Here is a 19,121-nt window from a genome sequence, read left to right as displayed (position 1 = left end):
TCATGCCTGTGTTGGAGGAAGATCGGCTGCGTCTGAATCAACATCAGCCAAAGGGGTCGTCTGAAACTCAGGATCCCCCCCAACAACTGGGGGAGAACTGCGGTAATTCAAGTCACGCGGGTCATGCGGCCCGCGGTCGTGGTCGTCAGGCGCACGCTGCATCGCCAGCACGATCTGCTCGCGCAAGACGTCAAGGCCGGTACCGTCCAACGCGCTGACAAATACCCGTGGCACCCGCACGCCGCCCAAGCGGCCAGGGCGCTCCAGCCAGTCCATCGCCTCGCGCGGGCGCTGGGTTTCTTCCAGCATGTCTTGCTTGTTGTAGACCAGGATTTGCGGAATGCCAGCGGCATCGATTTCTTCGAGCACCCGCTCGACCTCGACCATCTGCTCATCCAGTAACGGTGACGCTGCATCCACCACGTGCAGCAACAAGTCGGCATCCGCCGCCTCTTGCAGCGTGGCGCGGAAGGCCTCCACCAACTTGTGGGGCAAATCACGAATGAAGCCCACCGTGTCAGACAAAGAAACACTGGTGCCCGCCTGCTCCAAATAGAGCGAACGCGTGGTCGTGTCGAGAGTGGCGAACAACTGGTCGGCCGCGTAGGCACGCGCCTTCACCAGGGCGTTGAACAGCGTGGATTTGCCCGCATTGGTGTAACCCACCAGCGAGACCCGGTAGACGCTGTTGCGCGCCCTCGCTCGCTGCTGGGTACTGCGCTGACGCTGGACCTTCTTCAGCTTGTCTTTGATGGTCTTGATGCGATCGTCGATCATGCGGCGATCCAACTCGATCTGCGCCTCGCCGGGACCACCGCGCATGCCGATGCCGCCGCTTTGACGCTCCAGGTGACTCCACCGCCGCACCAATCGTGTCGCCAGGTATTGCAGCCGCGCCAACTCGACCTGCATCTTTCCTTCGTGGCTCTTGGCGCGTGCCGCAAAAATCTCAAGAATCAAGGCCGTACGGTCTGCCACGGGCACACCCAGCACACGCTCCAGATTGCGCTGCTGCGCGGGCGAAATGGCTTGGTCAAACAAGACCGTGTGGGCTTGATGCGCCTGCACCAGAAGCTTGATTTCGTCAGCCTTGCCAGAACCGACAAACAACGCAGCGTCAGGCGCCTGACGTTTGGCGATGACGCGCGCAACCGGCGTGTCGCCGGCCGACTCGGCGAGAAGGGCCAGCTCATCCAGCGAGGGATCGAAGGTGCTGCCCTTGGCATTGCGGCCAAAATCAACACCGACAAGAATGGCGCGCGCCGCCTCAGAGGGCGGCGTGGCAGAGGAGGCAGAAGCTGGAATGGCGGTTGAACTCAAGATATCTTTGGAGTAGGCCAGAACGGGCCGTCAAGTACCACCGGTCTGCTGCGGCGCTATTGCCGGGCTTTGCGGGCCCGGCGGATTGACCTTCACGGACCGGCAGCGATTCAGTGGCGGAGGCCGGCTCGCACCGGCCCCATCGCCACTCAAGCTGCTTCGTCGTTGGCCTCAGCCGTGTGGAAATTCACCGCACGACCTGGCACAACCGTCGAGATGGCGTGCTTGTAAACCATCTGGGTGACGGTGTTGCGCAACAACACCACATATTGGTCGAATGATTCAATATGGCCTTGCAACTTGATGCCGTTGACCAGGTAGATAGAAACCGGAACATGCTCCTTACGCAGCAGGTTCAGGAAGGGGTCTTGCAGAAGTTGGCCTTTATTGCTCACGATATGCTCCGTGTTGTGAGAGGGTAAACAGAATGGAAACTACGGGTTCCACCTTAACACAGGGGCCAATTCGCCGCTGCCGCAGCAATGTGACGATCAACCCCTCGAACCCGTTGATTTTCGGAATTATTCTTTGTCGCTGAAGGGGTTCTTCGACGAACGCATTTCAATGCGCAACGGCGTGCCCACCAATTTGTAGTGGGCGCGGATGCGGCCTTCCAGGTAACGCTTGTAGACCTCGGTCACACCTTCCAGCGAGTTGCCGTGCACGATGACCAGCGGAGGGTTCATGCCACCCTGGTGCGCATAGCGCAGCTTGGGCCGGAAATGTCCGCTGCGTTTGGGCGTTTGGTGCTCAACAGCTTCCTGGATCAGGCGGGTCAGCACCGGCGTGGTCATCTTCTTGTAGGCCGAGGCGTAGGCATCAGCCAGCGCACCCCACAAGGGCCCCAGGCCCTGGCGCTTCAGCGCAGAAATATAGAGCACCGGCGCAAATTTCATGAATGCCAGGCGCTGCTCAATGGAGCGCTGCAACTGCTCGCGCTGGTAGCTGTCGATGGCGTCCCATTTATTGATGGCGATCACCACGGCCCGGCCGCTTTCCAGCACATAACCCGCAATGTGCGCGTCTTGGTCGGAGACGCCTTGCGTGGCATCCAGCAAGAGCAACACCACATTGGCGTCGGCAATCGCCTGCAAGGTCTTGACCACGGAGAATTTCTCGATGGCCTCGAACACCTTGCCCTTGCGCCGCAACCCGGCCGTGTCGATCAGCTGAAACTTCTGGCCATTGCGCTCGAAGTCCACCGAGATCGCATCCCGCGTGGTGCCCGGCATGTCGAAGGCCACCAGACGCTCTTCGCCCAGCCAAGTGTTGATGAGGGTACTTTTGCCCACATTGGGACGGCCTGCCACGGCCAGGCGAATCACGCCGTCCGGGCTGTCGGCGGTTTCTTCGTCTTCTTCAAACTCGAAGGGCTCCAGCACCACTTCCAGCAAACTGCGAATGCCTTGGCCGTGCGCGGCGGAGATGGGAATGGGGTTGCCCATGCCCAGTTCATGGAACTCGGCCAGCAGCGGCGACTCGCTCATGCCCTCGGCCTTGTTGACCGCCACGAAGACACGCTTGTTGGCTTGGCGCAAATAGCGCGCAATGTCGGAGTCCTGCGCCGAAAGGCCCAGGCGCACGTCCACCACAAAGATGACCGCATCCGCTTCCGCCACGGCCTGCCGGGTCTGCTTGGCCATCTCCTTGACGATGCCGGTGGTGCTGTCGGGTTCGAAGCCGCCGGTATCGATGACGATGTACTCGCGATTGCCGATACGCCCGTCGCCATAGTGGCGGTCACGGGTCAAACCGGCAAAATCGGCCACGATGGCATCCCGGCTTTTGGTCATCCGGTTGAACAGCGTGGACTTGCCCACGTTGGGCCGCCCGACAAGTGCGATGACAGGTTTCATATTGTTCTTCTTCTCGTTACAGCGCTACAAAAAATCGGGCAACCGGGCCACTCACTCGGGCCGCAGCGCGTAGAAGCCGCCCTTGCGGGTGGCCACCAAAATGGTCTGACCCAAAGCGATCGGCGCAGCTGCAATCGGCGAGCCATCAGTGCTCAGGCGCAATTGCGTCTTGCCGGTGTCCCGGGCCAGGAAATGCACATAGCCTTCGAAGTCACCCACGATGACCGTTTCGCCCTGCACCAGCGGTGCGCTCAGGCGGCGATTCTGAAATTGCTCGGCCGTCCAGGTCACTTCGCCGTTGCTGGTGTTCCAGGCCGTCAAGCGGTCGGAGGCGTCACCGCCCACAATGATTTTCGCATCACCGCCCACGCCTTGGGTGCCGCCCACATTGCGGCTCCACAAGGTCAGGCCGCGATCAGCGTTGACGCAGCCCACCGCCGACTGAAAGGCCCGTGCGCACAGCAGATCGCCCGAGCGAACCGCGGGGGCCACCAGATCGGCCAAACGCTCCACCTCATTGGTACCGCGTGGATTGGCCACGCTGGCCTCCCAACGCACAGTGCCCTTGAGAGGATCAACGCCAGTGAGGCGCGGGCCCTGCCCGACGATCAAGGTATCACGGTACACACTGATCACACCGGCCTGGGCCAGCGTCAGTGCATCGCCTGGGCGCCGCAATTCCCAAAGCTTGCGGCCATCCAGTGCATCAAAGGCCAGCACCTGCCGATCGACCGAAAGCACGAACACGCGCTCGCCCGCCACCAGAGGCGCCGCAACCACTGGCGTCGGCAAGGTCTTGCGCCACGCGATCTTGCCGGCATCCAGCACCACCAACTCATTGTTGCGGGTGACCACGGCGGCAAACCGCCCGTCACTGCCGACGCCCGCCGTGAGCTTGGCGCCCACGTCGCTGCGCCATTGGGCCTGGCCGTCGCTGGCGCGCAAGGCGGTCACCACCCCATCGGTGGCCGCAAGCACAAACTGATCGCCCTTGGCGGCGATGGACAGCGGAAACTGCACGCTGTCCAGGCTGGCATGCCACACCACACGGCCGGCAATTGTTGGGGTAATTTTTTCCAGCTCAGCGGGTTTGGCCGCCGTCGACGAGCTAAAAATAGAACAAGCCGACAGCAGCACAGAGGCGGCAACACCCAGCACCGCGGCCGACAGACGCACGCCGCGGGCCATCATTTGCCAGCTCCAGCGGGTGCAGAAGCGGCATCCTCCGCGGTATTCACCCCCAAGGCTGCCAATTTGGCTTCGACCAGATGGCGGTAGTCTTGCGTCTTGTCCATGTCGGCAAATGCCTTTTTGTACTCAGCCTTGGCTTGCTCGGGCTTGCCTTGCAACTTGAAAAGGTCCCCGCGCCGATCGGCCTGAAGGGCCACAAAGTCGGGGGATTTGATGGCATCAAGCACCTTGGCAGCGTCATCGAACTTTTTACCATCCATCAGCAGCCCGGCCAAACGCAGCCGGGCGACATCGCGGTAAGAATCGTCCTGGGCATTCTCAGCCGCCCAATTCAGGCTGGCCTGCGCGGCGTCAAGCTGGCCCTTGTCGAACTGAACCTTGGCCGCCTGCAATGCGGCTTGCGCGGCATAGCTGGTGCGGGGGTAACGCTCCTTCAAGTCGGCAAACACACGGCCGGCTTTGTCAGCGTCGCCCGATTGGGCGGCCCGGTCCAACTCGTCAAACATGGCGCCAGCCTTCACGGCTTGGTCACGTTGGTACCAGTTCCAGGCATTCCAGCCCGCAAATGCAGCCAGGGCCAGCGTCAAGCCCCAGGTGATGAGATTGCCCCAGCGCTTCCAGAAAGCCTTCAACTGGTCCAACTGTTCTTGTTCTTCGAGATCGAGATGCGAGGCCATGGATAAGAGATATTTTGGATTAGCGAATTAAGGACAACACAGCGTGATTTACGGATCAGCCGGCTGCGATTATGCGTTGAGCAGCTCGGCCGCCCAATCGGCCACGGCAGACAGCGAACGGTTGAACTGAGCGGCACCCTCGGCGCCCTGCCCGCGCAGCGGTTTGACGGCCACCTGCCCTTGCGCCACTTCATCTTCACCGAAGATCAGTGCGTACGCGGCACCACTGGCGTCGGCCTTCTTGAATTGCGACTTCATGCTGCTCTGGCCCGGGTGCAGGATCACCGCAACCCCCGCCGAACGCAGCGCCTCCAGCGTCACCATTACCTGCGGCAAGGATTGGGCAGAGGGCACGATGGCATAGGCGTCAGGCGTGGGCGCTTCCGGCGCCACGCCGATTTCTTCCAGCAGCAGCAGCATGCGCTCCAGCCCCATGCCGAAGCCCACTGCCGGCGCAGGCTTGCCGCCCAGCTGCTCGATCAAGCCGTCATAACGCCCACCGCCACAGACCGTGCCTTGCGAGCCGAGCTTGTCGGTCACCCACTCAAACACGGTCAGGTTGTAATAATCCAGGCCGCGCACCAGACGCGGGTTAATGCGGTAGGCCACGCCTGCCGCATCCAAAATAGCACGCACGCCGTTGAAATGCGCCAGCGAGGTTTCGCCTAGAAAATCCAGCAACTGGGGCGCGGCGTTGGCCATGTCCTGAAGGGCCGGATTCTTGGTGTCCAGCACGCGCAGCGGGTTGGTATAGAGGCGGCGGCGGCCATCGTCGTCGAGCAAGTCTTGGTGCTGCTCGAGGTAGGCAATGAGGGCCTCGCGGTGCGCCAAGCGTTCAGCGGACTCACCCAGGCAGTTCAACTCCAGGCTGACGTGCTCGCCGTCCACCAAACCCAGCTCGCGCAGCAGGCGGCTGCCCATGAGAATAACTTCAGCATCCACATCAGGGCCGGCAAAACCCAGCGCCTCGACGCCCATTTGATGGAACTGGCGGTAGCGGCCTTTTTGGGGCTTTTCACGGCGGAACATCGGGCCGAAGTAATAGAGGCGGCGCCCCGACTCACGCAGGTAGGAATGCTCAATCATGGCGCGAACCACGCCCGCAGTCATCTCCGGGCGCAGGGCCAGATGCTCGGCTTGGCCATGCTTGTCGGCACGGTCTTCAAAGGCGTACATCTCCTTCTCGACAATGTCGGTTACCTCGCCGATGCCGCGCACAAACAAGGCGGTGGGCTCGACGATGGGGGTTCGCACATTGACATAGCCGTAACGCTGCAGCACGCTGCGCATCTTGGCTTCCAGCCATTCCCAACGCGCCGACTCGGGCGGCAGGATGTCATTCATGCCCTTGACGGCGCGCAGCGTCGTCTTCACATCCGCGGCTTGCGGCTTTTGGGGCAACTTCGTCTGCTGTTTTTGTACTTCAGTCATCAATAGAGTCTTTGCAATCAGGCGGTCAACGCAGTGGCGCCGAAACGCTTCTCGATATAGCTTTCCACCAAGGCGTGGAACTCGGCGGCGATGTTGTCGCCACGCAGGGTCAAGGCCTTTTCACCGTCGATGAAAACCGGCGCTGCGGGTGCCTCGCCGGTGCCGGGCAGGCTGATGCCGATGTCGGCATGCTTGCTCTCGCCAGGGCCGTTGACGATGCAGCCCATCACGGCCACTTTCATGCTTTCCACGCCCGGATATTTGGCGCGCCACACGGGCATCTGGGCCCGCAGAAAATCGTCGATCTGCTTGGCAAGTTCCTGGAAGGTGGTGCTGGTGGTGCGGCCGCAACCGGGGCAGGCTGTCACGCTCGGATTGAAAGCCCGCAGGCCCAGGCTTTGCAGAATCTCCAGCGCCACCACCACCTCTTGGGTGCGCGCTTCGCCGGGTTGCGGCGTAAGCGAGACACGAATCGTGTCGCCAATGCCCTCCTGCAGCAAAATAGCCAGCGCCGCCGCCGAAGCCACGGTGCCCTTGGTGCCCATGCCGGCTTCCGTCAGGCCCAGGTGCAAGGCGTAGTCACAACGCGCCGCTAAGGCGCGGTAGACCGAGATCAGGTCCTGCACGCCGCTGACCTTGCAGCTGATGATGATGTTGTCGGGGTTCATGCCCAACTCGCGGGCGTAAGCGGCAGAGCTCAGCGCGGATTGAATCAACGCCTGGTACATCACCTGCTTAGCGTCCCAGGGTTCAGCTCGCGAGGCGTTCTCGTCCATCATGCTGGCCAGCAACTCTTGATCCAGGCTGCCCCAGTTGACGCCGATGCGCACCACTTTGTCGTACTTGACCGCCGCCTCGATCATCTGGCCGAACTGCCGGTCGCGCTTGTCGCCCTTGCCCACATTGCCGGGGTTGATACGGTACTTGGACAAGGCCTGCGCCATGGCCGGGTAGTCGGTCAGCAAGCGGTGACCGTTGTAGTGGAAGTCACCCACCAAAGGCACATCAATGCCCATACGGTCGAGTTGCTCGCGAATGTGCGGTACGGCCTCAGCAGCCTCCGGCGTGTTGACCGTGATGCGAACCATTTCAGAGCCGGCGATCGCCAGCTCCTTGATCTGGATGGCGGTGCCGATCACGTCCACCGTGTCGGTGTTGGTCATGGACTGCACCCGCACCGGCGCATCGCCACCCACCGTCACGACGCGCGAACCCCAGCGCACCTGCGCCTGACGCGAGCGGCGCGGCGCGGGTTGCGCGGCGGCAACCGCCTGCTCGGTCACCGGGCCAGATTCCAATTTCAATTCGCTCATGATGATCAGTTCAACTCAATGCGCGCCACGTTGTCGCGCGACGGACCTTTTAAATCAACCGCCACACCGCGCAGCGTCATTTCGGTGGCGGCCACATTGCCGACCCGAATTTTGAAAGGCGGTGTCCCCGCCATGTTTTGGTCATCACCAGGACGCATCAGCCGAGACAGCAAGACCTGCCCCTTGGCGTCAACCACTTCAACCCAAGATTCCGCCGAGACCTTGACCCGCATCGGCACCTGGCCCGCGGCAGGTGTCGGCACGATGCTCGATGTCTGCGTCGAAGGCGCGGGCACGGCGCTTACGGCTGGACTGGCAGACTTGATTGCCTCTGAGGCCGACGCTTGGGCGCCTGGCACGTCCTGCGCAACCGGCAAGGAACTGGCACCGGGCACCGCGGAGAGGGCTTGCGACGCCACAACGGGCGCCTCCACGGCCATCGGCTCGACGGCATGCGAAGTGGCCGTATCGGGCGCTACGGCACGCAGGTTCTGCAACCAGTCGCTGGGTACGAAATAAACCAAGGCTGCCGCCACCAACAAGGCCAGCGCACTCAATACCACCGGCTTGCCCAACCAGGCGAGCGACACGCCTTCATTCGCATGCTCGCGATAAGGCGTATTCAGGCCGCGGGAAACATGCAATTCTTTGTCAGGGCCGCTCGGCAGCAAGCGCAAGATGGTGTCGGCATCAACCTTCAATGCACGGCACATGGACTTGGCCAGGGCTCGGGCGAAGGTCATGTCTGGCAAATCTTGCCAACGATCGGTTTCCAGCGCTTCCAGCTTGGCCTGAGGCACTTTGAGCATCACGGCCAGGGCCGCGATGTGCAAGCCGCTCCGCTGACGCGCTGCCCGCAGGGCAGCACCGGCCGACTGCGGCGCCTGCGGCTGGGCAGGCATCGCATCAGCCCCAGTTTGGGCGGGCTCGCTCAAGATTGAAGTCATGCGTTCTTTTCCCTCTTCCTCGTCAGTCATCGACACGCCCGGCATCCAGGGCCTGCAGTTCTGGCGACTGCGGATAACGGCGGCGCAGCTGCTGGCTCAGGTCCTCCACCCCAGCGGCGTTGCCCATGCGGCGTTCTATTCTCAGCGCCAGCCAGAGGCTTTGCGCATTGCTTTGTTCGGTCTGCGCATTGACGCGACGAATGTAGAAACGAGCCCGCTCATATTGGCGGTTACGGTACAGCACTTCCGCCAAGTTGAAGGCAACCGCGGGGCTCGCCGGATCAAACTCAAACGCCTTGCCCAAGCTCAGTTCAGCCTCCGCCGAATGCCCTGACCGTGCCTCGCAAACCCCCTTGGCCAACCAGGTTCTTGAGGGCGCGCGGTACCGGGCTTGTGCCAGGGCTTGGTCGAACTGCGCATCAGCCGCTTGCCAACGCTGTTGCTGGCACAGGCTCCAGCCATAGTTATGCAAGGTATCTGGGTCAGCCGGATACAACGCCAGCGTGCGCTTGAAGGTGTCTTCAGCCAGTTGGGGCTCACCCATGGCGCCATAAATCAGGCCGCGCAGATTGAGTGCCTCGCGCATATTGGGTTTGATGGCAAGCACCTGCTTGATTTCGTCCAGGGCCGTGCTGTACTGGCCGCGCCCGAAATAGCCTGTGGCCAACTCCATGCGAACCGAGGCCCGCCGGTCAATGTCCGTGGAATCAAAGTCGGTCTTGGGCGCCTGCCGCTCAGCAGGCTGGGGTGCCGCACAGGCAAGCAGCACCGCGGCCATGAAGCCGAGCAACACCCGCCCCCCGAGGGCAGGCCAGAACGGACGATTCAAAACAAGTACCGGCTTCGAATTTTTCACAGTGGAGCTCGTTGTCAGGAAGGACTCGCGCCTTTTACCACTATTGGCGCCCGCACCATGCGGACATGGGCTTGGGTGCGGTCTTGCACCTCACCCGCCAACTGCCCACATGCCGCGTCGATATCGTCGCCGCGGGTCTTGCGGACCGTGGTAACCAAGCCCGCCTGCAGAAGAATTTCCGCAAACGCCTTGACCCGCTCATTGGCACTGCGTTTGAGCCCCGAAGCCGGGAACGGGTTGAAGGGAATCAGGTTGATCTTGCACGACACCCCGGCCCCGCCACGCAGCAGGTCGACCAAGGCATGCGCCTGCTCGGGCGTGTCGTTGACGCCGTCAAGCATGCAGTATTCGAAGGTGATGAAATCACGCGGCGCCTTGTCGAGGTAACGCCGGCAGGCTTCCAGCAACTCGGCAATGGGGTACTTCTTGTTCAGCGGCACGAGTTGGTCGCGCAAAGGGTCGGTGGGCGCATGCAGCGACACCGCCAAGGCCACCGGACAATCGTCGCGCAAGCGGTCGATCATGGGCACCACGCCCGAGGTCGACACCGTCACCCGGCGCCGCGACAAGCCGTAGCCATGGTCGTCCAGCATCATGCGCAGCGCAGGCACCAAGGCGCTGTAGTTCTGCAGCGGCTCGCCCATGCCCATCATCACCACATTGGAGATGACCCGCTCTGTCGTGCTGAAGCGTTTGCGCAGGCTGTGCTCGGCAAACCAGAGCTGGGCGATGATCTCGGACGTATCGAGATTGCGGCTGAAGCCCTGATGGCCTGTGGAACAAAAACGGCAGCCGACGGCGCAACCGGCCTGGCTGGAAATGCACAGGGTGCCGCGGTCAGTCTCGGGAATGAACACCGCCTCGACCGCATTGCCCGCACCGACGTCAAACAGCCATTTGACCGTGCCATCGGTGGAAATATGTTCGGAGATCACCGGCAGTGCCGTGATCTGGGCTTGACCCGCCAGCTTGTCGCGCAGCGACTTGGCCAGGTCGGTCATCTGATCAAACTCAGACGCGCCTTTTTGATGGATCCAACGAAACAGCTGGGTGGCGCGAAAGCGCTTCTCACCCAGCTGCTCACAGTACGCAGCCAGGCCATCGAGGTCGAAACCGAGTAGGTTTGTCAGTGCTGGCGGATTGACGGCGGCGTCCATGAGGGTTCCTTTTGTGCGGGTCAGGCCTCAAGGCCTGAGGCACAAGAGGCTTGTCTTGCCGAATTAACGGCTGTAGACATTCATGCCGGGGAAGAAGAAGGCAATTTCTTGCGCGGCAGTTTCGGCGGCATCCGAACCGTGCACGGCGTTGGCGTCGATGCTGTCAGCGAAGTCAGCACGGATGGTGCCCTTCTCGGCCTTCTTGGGATCGGTAGCGCCCATCAGGTCACGGTGCTTCAGGATGGCGTTCTCGCCTTCCAGAGCCTGGATGATGACGGGACCGGAGATCATGAAGTTCACCAGGTCGTTGAAGAAAGGACGTGCCTTGTGCACAGCGTAGAAAGCTTCAGCTTCGCCGCGCGACAGATGCGCCATCTTGGCCGCCACGATCTTCAGGCCAGCGCCTTCAAAACGAGCGTAGATTTGGCCAATGACGTTCTTGGCAACGGCGTCGGGTTTGATGATGGACAGAGTGCGTTCGATAGCCATGGTTTTCTCCTGAAATCTGGGGGCTTAGCAAAACCCGTGATTGTACTGTGTAGGGATGACGCCCTGACCCGCCAAGCGGGTCAGGGGCGTTTTTGCAATTCAGTTGCAGTTCAGTTGCAGTTCAGCAATAACTCAGTTGCAACTCAGTTGAGACTCAGCGACTGCGGCCACCGTAGCCGCCGCCGGAGCGACCGCCACCACCGCCACCGCCCTGCCCACCTTGACCGCCACGGCCACCGCCGCGGTTGCCGCGCCGCACAAAAGCATCGGCGCCGATGTAGCCCACCGAGGTTTGCATGGGGTCCGGCTGACGCGGGCCATCACCCTTGCCGCCACCGCCACCCCGGGCATTGCGGTTGCCGCCATTGCCACCCCGATCGGCCGCGCTGCCGCCGGCACCGAAGCCAGCCGGAATGCCGCGCCCCTTGCTGGTGGCAAAGCGACGATCAAAAGTCTGCTCCAACGGATTGATGTTGCGCGGGATCGGTTCGTCGAAATCGTCGTCCTGGCGATCCGGGCCACGGTCCGCCGGGCGATCTTGCGGGCGTTCCATGCGATCGACGCGTTCAGGGCGCTCGGGGCGCTCCTGCGGACGGCTCGGCCGTGGGCCTGGGCCCGCGATGCGACCGTCGGCGCGGCGCCCACGGTTGTTGCGATCACCGCCGCGATCGGCGTTGCGATCCGCATTGCGGTCATTGCCGCGCTGTGGGCGCTCGGCGCGCTCACCACCACGCTCAGCGCGCTCACCACCACGCTCGGCACGCTCACCACCACGCTCGGCACGCTCACCACCACGGTCGCCACGGTCCTGGCGCGCCTGCTGCGGCCCACCCGCCAAACGACGGATGGTGCGAACATCATCTTCGCCCAACTCGATCCACACACAACGCTTCAAACCACGCGGCAACACCACGGTGCCGTAGCGGATGCGAATAAGGCGACTGACCACCAGGCCCACCGCTTCAAACAGCTTGCGCACTTCGCGATTGCGGCCTTCCGTGATCACCACGCGGTACCAGTGATTCACCCCTTCTCCGCCGCCGTCTTCAATGCTCTTGAAACCGGCTTTCTGGCCCTCGATCACCACGCCCTCAAGGAGGCGAGCTTTCTGATCGGGGGTCAAGGTACCCAGCACGCGCACGGCGTACTCACGCTCGACGCCAAAACGCGGGTGCATCAACTGATTGGCCAACTCGCCGGAGTTGGTGAACAGCAGCAGACCTTCGGTATTCATATCCAGGCGGCCCACCGACTGCCATTTGCCCTGCTGCAGACGCGGCAGGTGGCGAAACACGGTCGGGCGGCCTTCCGGGTCGTTGAAGGTCACCACTTCGCCGGCAGGCTTGTGGTAGGCCAGGATGCGCGGGGTTGGCGGTGAAATGCGCACGCGAATCGGCTTGCCGGCCACACGAACGTTGTCACCAAACGAGATGCGTTGCCCAATATGAGCCACCTCGCCATTCACCTCGATCTTGCCGTCGGCGATCATGTCTTCAATGTCGCGGCGCGAGCCGATACCAGCCTGGGCCAGCACCTTTTGCAGCTTGGGCGCGTCCGGCTCAGGAGCCAGCACGCGCTTGTTGTCGATGTCGGTGCCGTCACTGGCATCGGCCACATCGGCCTCGGCTTCGCCATCCACCGCGGCGTCAAAGTCGCCCGTCAACACCTCAGCAAAACGCTCGCCCACGGCGGCCAGGACTTCAGGGGCTGGCGCCACGGTTTCCACCACGCGTGCGGGACGCTGCGCGCCCTCTTCGCCTTCAACAAAATCTTTGCGTCCACGGCGCCGATTGCGGCTGCGGCTGCGGCGCTCGTTGCCCTCAGCGGCCTCGCCACCTTCAGCGAACCCAGCGGTACCCGCAGAGTCAGCAGATGCACCGGATTCAGCCACATCAGCGCGCGGAGCGGCATCCTGGACATCAGCACCGGGCAGCAAAGCAGCCGCCGTGTTTTCTTCTGGCGCCAGCGTGAACACAGGCGCTCGCGGCGCTCGGGCGGGTCGGCCAGCAGGCTTCACGCGCTCAGCCGAATCTACCGCTTGCTCGGCAGGGGCTGAAACTTCAATCGGTGCAGCTTGCACCGCAGCAACTTCAGCAGCCGCAAGCTCGCCCTGCACCTTGGCCGCAGTTTTGCGGGGGGCGCGGCGCTTGGGCGCCAACAACTCACCTTCGCCCGCGCTTTCTCCCGCGGCAGCCACGACGGCGGCAACTTCGGCAGCAACAGCTACCGGCAAGGCAAGGTCTTCAACCTTCTTAGCGGCGGTCTTGCGAGGCGCGCGGGGCTTGGCCGGCGCAGCGGCTTCAGCCTCCACAGGCGCTGCAACTTCTGCCCCACCCTCAAGCACCTTGGGCTTGGCTGGGCTGCGCTTGCGCTTGGGCGCAGCCGTTTCAGCGGGCGTCGAAGCTGCGCCAGCGGCGGGGGATTCAGCGGAAATATCGTTATCGTTGGAGTTCATGCGTCGGTTTGCACCTTTTCGGCGGCGTCAGACAAAGGGTCCGGCGTCGCCGGAGGGGACGCGCCCACATCACGAAGGACTGGCGCTGAAATGGATTCAGGGTCTGAATCCAGGCTGGAATGAAAAGCCGGTGCAGGCACCGACTCGGAAATTTGGGCCACCACGGGATGGCCGGTCGAAACATCAACTTCTACAGGCTCGGCGCTGTTTTGCGCCGCAGCCGCTTCGTCTTCAATCAACACGCCCTGCAGGCCAGCGGCATCGCTCAAAGCCTGCAAAGGTGTGGCGCCCGCCACCCCCAGCTCGGGCAACTGCTCCAGGCTGTTCAGGCCAAGATCGTCCAAAAACTGCCGGGTCGTGGCGTACAGGGCGGGCCGGCCCGGGGCTTCGCGGTAGCCAATCACATCAATCCAACCCCGGTCTTCGAGTTGCTTGACGATTTGCGTGGACACCACCACTCCACGTATATCTTCAATATCGCCCCGCGTCACCGGCTGGCGGTAGGCAATGATGGCCAGGGTCTCCATCACCGCCCGGGAGTAACGCTGCGGCTTCTCGGGATGCAAGCGGTCAAGATACTCGCGCAACTCAGGCCGGCTTTGAAAGCGCCAGCCCGAGGACACCGCCACCAGCTCAACGCCGCGACCCTCCCAGTCTCGACTGAGCTCATCCAAGACGCTGCGCAAGGTGTCCGGCCCTACGGCGTCCGCGAACAAGCTGCGCAACTCGCGCAGGGTCAAAGGCTGCTGGGCGCAAATCAGCGCGGTCTCAAGGACGCGCTTAGCATCCTGTGTGTTCATTGACTTTCGTCATCTTTCCCGATTCAAACGGGGGGGTTTGCGATCCTGGCCCAGGCTTCAATCAATGGCGCATTCACTTTGGCGCCTGGCTTTGATGAGCCAGCACGCTGCAGCGTCAGGATAGAAGTCCGAAGGGCGGGGCTTTGTGCAAATCTCGTGCGGCCTGCAGATGTCGACTCCGGGTGAAGTCAGCCCTCGGCAACCGTCTCAGCTCGCACAGCAGGTTGGATGCGCAATCATCGGCACCCAACACCCTGCATTGTAGCGCGCTCAAAAGCTGACTGGGGGCAATTGAAATTCAGGCAAACCCAACAAAGCCCAGGCAGATGCCAAATCCTGTGGCAAAGACGCATCAAATTGCAAGGCCAGCCCCGTCACCGGGTGCGCGAAACTCAGCCGGGTTGCGTGCAAAGCCTGCCGGGTCAAGCCCAGCGCCGGCACGCCGCCATAAAGGGCATCCGAGACCAAAGGATGCCCCTTGTAGGCCAGATGCACCCGGATCTGATGGGTGCGCCCGCTGTGCAGCACGCAATGGACGGCAGACACACTGCGCACGCCCACCTCCCCCACGCCCAGCAAGTAAACGTCAGTGCGCGAAGGTTTGCCGGTCGCCAGGACCGCCATCTTGATGCGTGAAATCAAGTCGCGCCGCAAAGGCGCGTCGATCACCATCTGCTCAGGCACCCGGCCATAGGCCAGCGCCACATATTCGCGGTGCACCTCGCGGGCGGCGATCATGCGGGTCAAGGCCGTCACAGCCTCAGAGCTTTTGCCCACCATCATCAATCCGCTGGTGTCCTTGTCCAGCCGATGCACGATGCCTGCGCGCGGCAGCGTGGCGGCGGCGGGGTGATGCGCCAGCAAGCCATTCATCACCGTCCCCGACCAATTGCCCGAGGCCGGGTGCACCACCATGCCCGCCACCTTGTTGAGCACGAGCAGGTGCGCATCCTCATAAACGATATTGAGTGGCAAAGGCTCGGCGCGAAAGGCCCGGCTTTCTTCGGTAGGCTGCAACTCCACACGCACCGACTGCCCGGCCAGCAGCTTTTTCGACGCACTGTTCGCCGGCACGCCGTTGATCGACACGCAACCGCGCTCGATCAAACCCTGCAAATGGTTGCGCGAGAACTCCGGCGCCAGTTGCACCATCCATCGGTCCAGGCGTTGGGCATGCCATTCAGCCGTCACCAGCGACTCGCGCACCTCCACCGCATCGGCAACGTCGCCGGCATCGGCTCCGTCCACCGAGGACGCGGTGTCTGCGTCCATGTCCCAATCGCCATCGTCACTCGGCATGGCCGCGCTTGATCCTGCAGGCAAGGCCTGAACCATATAATGAAAGCTCCGTCTTCAGCTGAGGGGGTGCACGGCACCGCCCTGTAGGGATCATGATAGAAAAATGTGTGAAGTACCACCCGGGCCAAGCGGCGCGCGTGTCTCTTGCAGCGCGCTCGCGCAATGCCGCGACTTGGCTGATCGGTGCTTCAGCGCTTGCCCTGGCGGCCTGCGGCTCAAGCCCCAAAGAAGACCCTAACTCGCAAGCCAATCTGGACAAATTGTACGCAGAGGCGAAAGACGACCTGCAGGCGGGCGGTTATGACCGCGCCATCAAGAGCCTGGAAAAGATCGAAGGCCGTGCTGCGGGTACTTTGATGGGCCAGCAAGCCCAGCTCGATTTGGCCTGGGCCTACCACAAGAGTGGCGAGCGTGCGCAAGCCGTCACGACGCTGGACCGTTTCATCAAGCTCAACCCGTCCAGCCCTGCCATGGACTACGCGCTGTACATGCGCGGCTTGGTCAACTTCAACGAAGACCTGGGCCTGTTCGGCCGCCTTGCTGCGCAAGATATTTCCGAACGTGATCAGCAAGCTTCCCGCGATGCCTTGTTGTCGTTCCGCCAAGTGGTTGAGCAGTACCCCGACTCCAAATACGCGGCGGATGCCCGGCTTCGGGTTGATTTCATCACCAACACCTTGGCCAATTACGAAGTGCATGTGGCGCGCTATTACTACGAGCGCGGCGCGTACGTGGCGGCGGCCAATCGTGCCCAGCAAACCGTGCAAGAGTTCCAAAACGCACCAGCGGCCGAGCACGCGCTGCAGATCATGGTGAAGAGCTATGAGAAGCTGAATCTGCTGCCGCTGCGCGACGACGCCGAACGCGTGCTGGCCAAGAGCTTTCCCAACAGCGTGTACCTGAACCCAGATCTGGCCAATAAAAAGGCTTGGTGGCAGTTCTGGTGATGCCAGGCGGATACTGAGCGTCAGCCGCAGATCCCAAACAAAAGGCGCGTCCATCCGGCGCGCCTTTGTCGTTTCTGGTGCCGTGTCAGGCCCGTTCTGCGGCCAGCAGTTCCAGCCAATCCAGCGCTTCAGCCTCCTCGGCCAAGCGGGTCATCGGGGGTAAGGCCGCACGCAGGCGGCGGCCATAGTTCATGCCCGCCATGCGGGGATCGCACACGACCAGCAAGCCTCGGTCCTGCTCTGTGCGAATCAGGCGGCCGCCGCCTTGCTTCAGCGCAATGGCCGCCTCGGCGATGAAATAGTGGGCAAAGGCATTCCGGCCCGAGGCCTCGAGGCGCTGCACCCGCGCCTCCACCAAGGGGTCGTTGGGCGGCGGAAAGGGCAATTTGTCGATCAGCACACATTGCAGTTTGTCGCCGGGCACGTCGATGCCCTCCCAAAAACTGGCCGACCCCACCAGCACCGCCTGTGGATGCTCGAGAAACTGTTGCAACAGCAAGCGCTTGGGCGCGGCCCCTTGCTGCAACACCATGATGTCGTCGCCGTTTTGCTCAAAATGCCACCGCAGGTCGTCGCCAATGCTCTGCAGCGCGCGCAAGGTCGTTGTCAGCACAAAAGTGCGCCCGCCCAGGGCGCGTGCGCAACGAGCAGCCAGGGCCGCCACTTCTTGCGGGTGATCAGGCTCATTGGGCTTGGGAAACGCACGGGGGATGTACAAGCGCGCGTTCTCCGCATAGTTGAACGGGCTGCCCACGCGCAAGACCCGGGCTTCGTCCAGCCCGGCAGGCTCGGTGAACCAAGTCAATCGATCATCGTCACCCAAGGTGGCAGACGTGAAGACCCAGGCCTTGGGCGCGGCGCCGAGTTGCTCTTGCATGGCCTCGCGAATGTCCAGGGGCGACTCCACCAACCGGGCCTGATGGGGGCTCAAGTCGATCCAGCGCACATCGGCAGCGTCGGGTTCGCTGGCGAAGACTTGCGCCAGTTTGCGCAGTTGCTGCGCCCGCTCATGCAGGCGAACAAAATCCGGGGAAGTTTCGGCCACGGTGCCTAGCATGTCGATGGCCAGTTGCGCCACCTCCGTCACTTCGTCCAGGGCCTGGGTAAATTCGGGCCGCCCGGCGCGCTCTTTCCAGGCCAGCTTGAGCATGCCGCGCACCTCGCGCCCGCCGCTGGCGAGTGGCCCGGCGCAAGCCAAGCGCAACTCACGGGCGGCACGCTCCAACCGCGCTTGCAGGCCTTGCCAGTCTTGCAGGCCACGTGCTTGCGCCAGGCCCAGGCCCAGGACATCACGGCCAAAGTCCAGCAATTGCGACGTTCCCAGCAGCGTACCGAGAAACTGCACGCCAGCCTCTGCCAACTGATGCGCTTCGTCAAACACCGCCAGCTCAACACTGGGCAGCAACTCGGCCACACCCGTATCACGCAGCGTCATGTCCGCAAAAAACAGATGGTGATTGACCACCACGATGTCCGCCTCCATGGCCTCGCGGCGAGCCTTCACCACATGGCAATCGCGGTACTCGGGGCAGTCTGAACCGAGGCAGTTTTCACGCGTTGAGGTGACGAGCGGAATCACGGGTGAGCGTTCATCCAGACCCTCCATCTCGGCCAAATCACCGCTGCGCGTTTGCAGCGCCCAACGCTCGACGCGCGACAAGGCAAGCACCGCGCGGCGATCCGGCAGTTCGTCGCTGTGGCGGGCATGGCCCAGGCGGTGCAAACACAGGTAACTGCCGCGCCCTTTCAACAAGGCGATGCGCGCCGGCGTCTGCAGGGCCTGGCACAGACGGGGCAGATCCCGCATGAACAACTGATCCTGCAGATTCTTGGTGGCCGTGCTGATCAAGGCCCGCCCGCCCGACAGCAAGGCCGGCACGAGATAGGCGAATGTTTTGCCCACGCCTGTCCCGGCCTCAACCACCAGTGTTTCCCGGCGGGCGATGGCACGCGCCACCGCCTGACTCATCGCCAACTGCTGTTCGCGCGGCGCGTAGCCGGGATCGGCCCGTGAAATCGGCCCGCCCAAATCAAAGGCGGCGGCCACCCATTGCTCAAGCTCGCTGGGGCCAGGGTCCGCGTCGGGTGTGGGGATGTCGCAGTCAGCCAATGCCGTGTCAGGCCAATTCGTCGGGGTCATTTTCCAGCTCAAGCTTGGCGATCAGATCACGCAGCACCAGTCGGCGCTTTTTCAGGCGGCGCAGACTCAACTCGTCGATGGGTTGGCCCAGGCTTTCGGCACGCTCGCGGTCCAGTGTCAGCCGATCGATCATGAGATCAAGGTCAGCGTGCTCCATGCGCAGTTCGATCAGGCGGCGCGACAGCGAATGCAGTTGTTCATCCATGACATTGGCGCGGGCACGCACTCTCAGACGGTCGACCA

The 19,121-nt window shown here is 62.6% G+C and carries 17 protein-coding genes; 1 reads left to right on the top strand and 16 read right to left on the bottom strand.

Annotation, left to right across the window (positions count from 1 at the left end; all coding sequences use genetic code 11):
- From hflX to PRZ01_RS00405, 14 genes are all read right to left on the bottom strand, one after another.
- On the bottom strand, positions 1 to 1,305 hold the full coding sequence (gene hflX, locus PRZ01_RS00470) for a GTPase HflX (protein WP_409993792.1): 1,305 nt from the start codon (positions 1,303 to 1,305) through the stop codon (positions 1 to 3).
- Positions 1,306 to 1,469: 164 nt separating this feature from the next.
- Positions 1,470 to 1,715, bottom strand: coding sequence for an RNA chaperone Hfq (gene hfq / locus PRZ01_RS00465; RefSeq protein WP_273594786.1), 246 nt, complete (start codon positions 1,713 to 1,715; stop codon positions 1,470 to 1,472).
- 126 nt (positions 1,716 to 1,841) lie between these two features.
- Complete coding sequence (der, locus tag PRZ01_RS00460) at positions 1,842 to 3,176, bottom strand: ribosome biogenesis GTPase Der (RefSeq protein WP_273594785.1); 1,335 nt, start codon at positions 3,174 to 3,176, stop codon at positions 1,842 to 1,844.
- A gap of 51 nt (positions 3,177 to 3,227) precedes the next feature.
- On the bottom strand, positions 3,228 to 4,367 hold the full coding sequence (gene bamB / locus PRZ01_RS00455; RefSeq protein WP_273594784.1) for an outer membrane protein assembly factor BamB: 1,140 nt from the start codon (positions 4,365 to 4,367) through the stop codon (positions 3,228 to 3,230).
- Entirely contained in the window at positions 4,364 to 5,044 is a 681-nt protein-coding gene (locus PRZ01_RS00450) for a YfgM family protein (RefSeq protein ID WP_273594783.1), read from the bottom strand. Before PRZ01_RS00450 ends, bamB begins: the two co-directional genes overlap by 4 nt.
- Positions 5,045 to 5,113: 69 nt before the next feature.
- Positions 5,114 to 6,475 carry a histidine--tRNA ligase gene (gene hisS, locus PRZ01_RS00445; RefSeq protein ID WP_409993784.1) on the bottom strand — a complete coding sequence of 454 codons (1,362 nt, stop codon included), beginning with the start codon at positions 6,473 to 6,475 and terminating at the stop codon, positions 5,114 to 5,116.
- 17 nt (positions 6,476 to 6,492) lie between these two features.
- The gene (gene ispG / locus PRZ01_RS00440; RefSeq protein WP_273594782.1) at positions 6,493 to 7,788 is read right to left on the bottom strand and encodes a flavodoxin-dependent (E)-4-hydroxy-3-methylbut-2-enyl-diphosphate synthase; all 1,296 of its coding nucleotides are present in this window, start codon (positions 7,786 to 7,788) and stop codon (positions 6,493 to 6,495) included.
- A gap of 5 nt (positions 7,789 to 7,793) precedes the next feature.
- Positions 7,794 to 8,735 (bottom strand): helix-turn-helix domain-containing protein, encoded by a 942-nt coding sequence (locus PRZ01_RS00435; protein ID WP_273594781.1) that lies wholly within the window; start codon positions 8,733 to 8,735, stop codon positions 7,794 to 7,796.
- Between the two features lie 22 nt (positions 8,736 to 8,757).
- Positions 8,758 to 9,591 carry a type IV pilus biogenesis/stability protein PilW gene (gene pilW / locus PRZ01_RS00430; protein WP_273594780.1) on the bottom strand — a complete coding sequence of 278 codons (834 nt, stop codon included), beginning with the start codon at positions 9,589 to 9,591 and terminating at the stop codon, positions 8,758 to 8,760.
- Between the two features lie 14 nt (positions 9,592 to 9,605).
- A complete protein-coding gene (gene rlmN / locus PRZ01_RS00425) occupies positions 9,606 to 10,748 on the bottom strand; it encodes a 23S rRNA (adenine(2503)-C(2))-methyltransferase RlmN (protein WP_273594779.1) in 1,143 nt (380 codons plus the stop codon).
- A gap of 63 nt (positions 10,749 to 10,811) precedes the next feature.
- Positions 10,812 to 11,237 (bottom strand): nucleoside-diphosphate kinase, encoded by a 426-nt coding sequence (gene ndk, locus PRZ01_RS00420; RefSeq protein ID WP_058720391.1) that lies wholly within the window; start codon positions 11,235 to 11,237, stop codon positions 10,812 to 10,814.
- 154 nt (positions 11,238 to 11,391) lie between these two features.
- Entirely contained in the window at positions 11,392 to 13,692 is a 2,301-nt protein-coding gene (locus tag PRZ01_RS00415) for a pseudouridine synthase (protein WP_273594778.1), read from the bottom strand.
- Positions 13,689 to 14,492 (bottom strand): SMC-Scp complex subunit ScpB, encoded by an 804-nt coding sequence (scpB, locus tag PRZ01_RS00410; RefSeq protein WP_273594777.1) that lies wholly within the window; start codon positions 14,490 to 14,492, stop codon positions 13,689 to 13,691. The genes PRZ01_RS00415 and scpB overlap by 4 nt, the downstream gene beginning before the upstream one ends.
- 270 nt (positions 14,493 to 14,762) lie before the next feature.
- Entirely contained in the window at positions 14,763 to 15,791 is a 1,029-nt protein-coding gene (locus tag PRZ01_RS00405) for an RluA family pseudouridine synthase (RefSeq protein WP_273594776.1), read from the bottom strand.
- 176 nt (positions 15,792 to 15,967) lie between these two features.
- Between PRZ01_RS00405 and PRZ01_RS00400 the strand changes: the two genes are divergently transcribed.
- Complete coding sequence (locus PRZ01_RS00400) at positions 15,968 to 16,738, top strand: outer membrane protein assembly factor BamD (RefSeq protein WP_273595035.1); 771 nt, start codon at positions 15,968 to 15,970, stop codon at positions 16,736 to 16,738.
- 85 nt (positions 16,739 to 16,823) lie between these two features.
- Here PRZ01_RS00400 and PRZ01_RS00395 read toward each other — a convergent pair whose 3' ends face one another.
- Positions 16,824 to 18,878 (bottom strand): ATP-dependent DNA helicase, encoded by a 2,055-nt coding sequence (locus PRZ01_RS00395; RefSeq protein ID WP_273594775.1) that lies wholly within the window; start codon positions 18,876 to 18,878, stop codon positions 16,824 to 16,826.
- Positions 18,856 to 19,083: a YdcH family protein gene (locus tag PRZ01_RS00390; RefSeq protein WP_273594774.1), complete on the bottom strand. Its 228-nt coding sequence runs from the start codon at positions 19,081 to 19,083 to the stop codon at positions 18,856 to 18,858. Before PRZ01_RS00390 ends, PRZ01_RS00395 begins: the two co-directional genes overlap by 23 nt.
- Positions 19,084 to 19,121 lie beyond the last annotated feature (38 nt).

It is taken from the genome of Roseateles koreensis (assembly GCF_028595305.1).
Taxonomy (GTDB): domain Bacteria; phylum Pseudomonadota; class Gammaproteobacteria; order Burkholderiales; family Burkholderiaceae_C; genus Paucibacter_A; species Paucibacter_A koreensis.
Note: the sequence above shows the minus strand (reverse complement) of the source record. Positions and strands in the feature narration are given on the sequence as shown.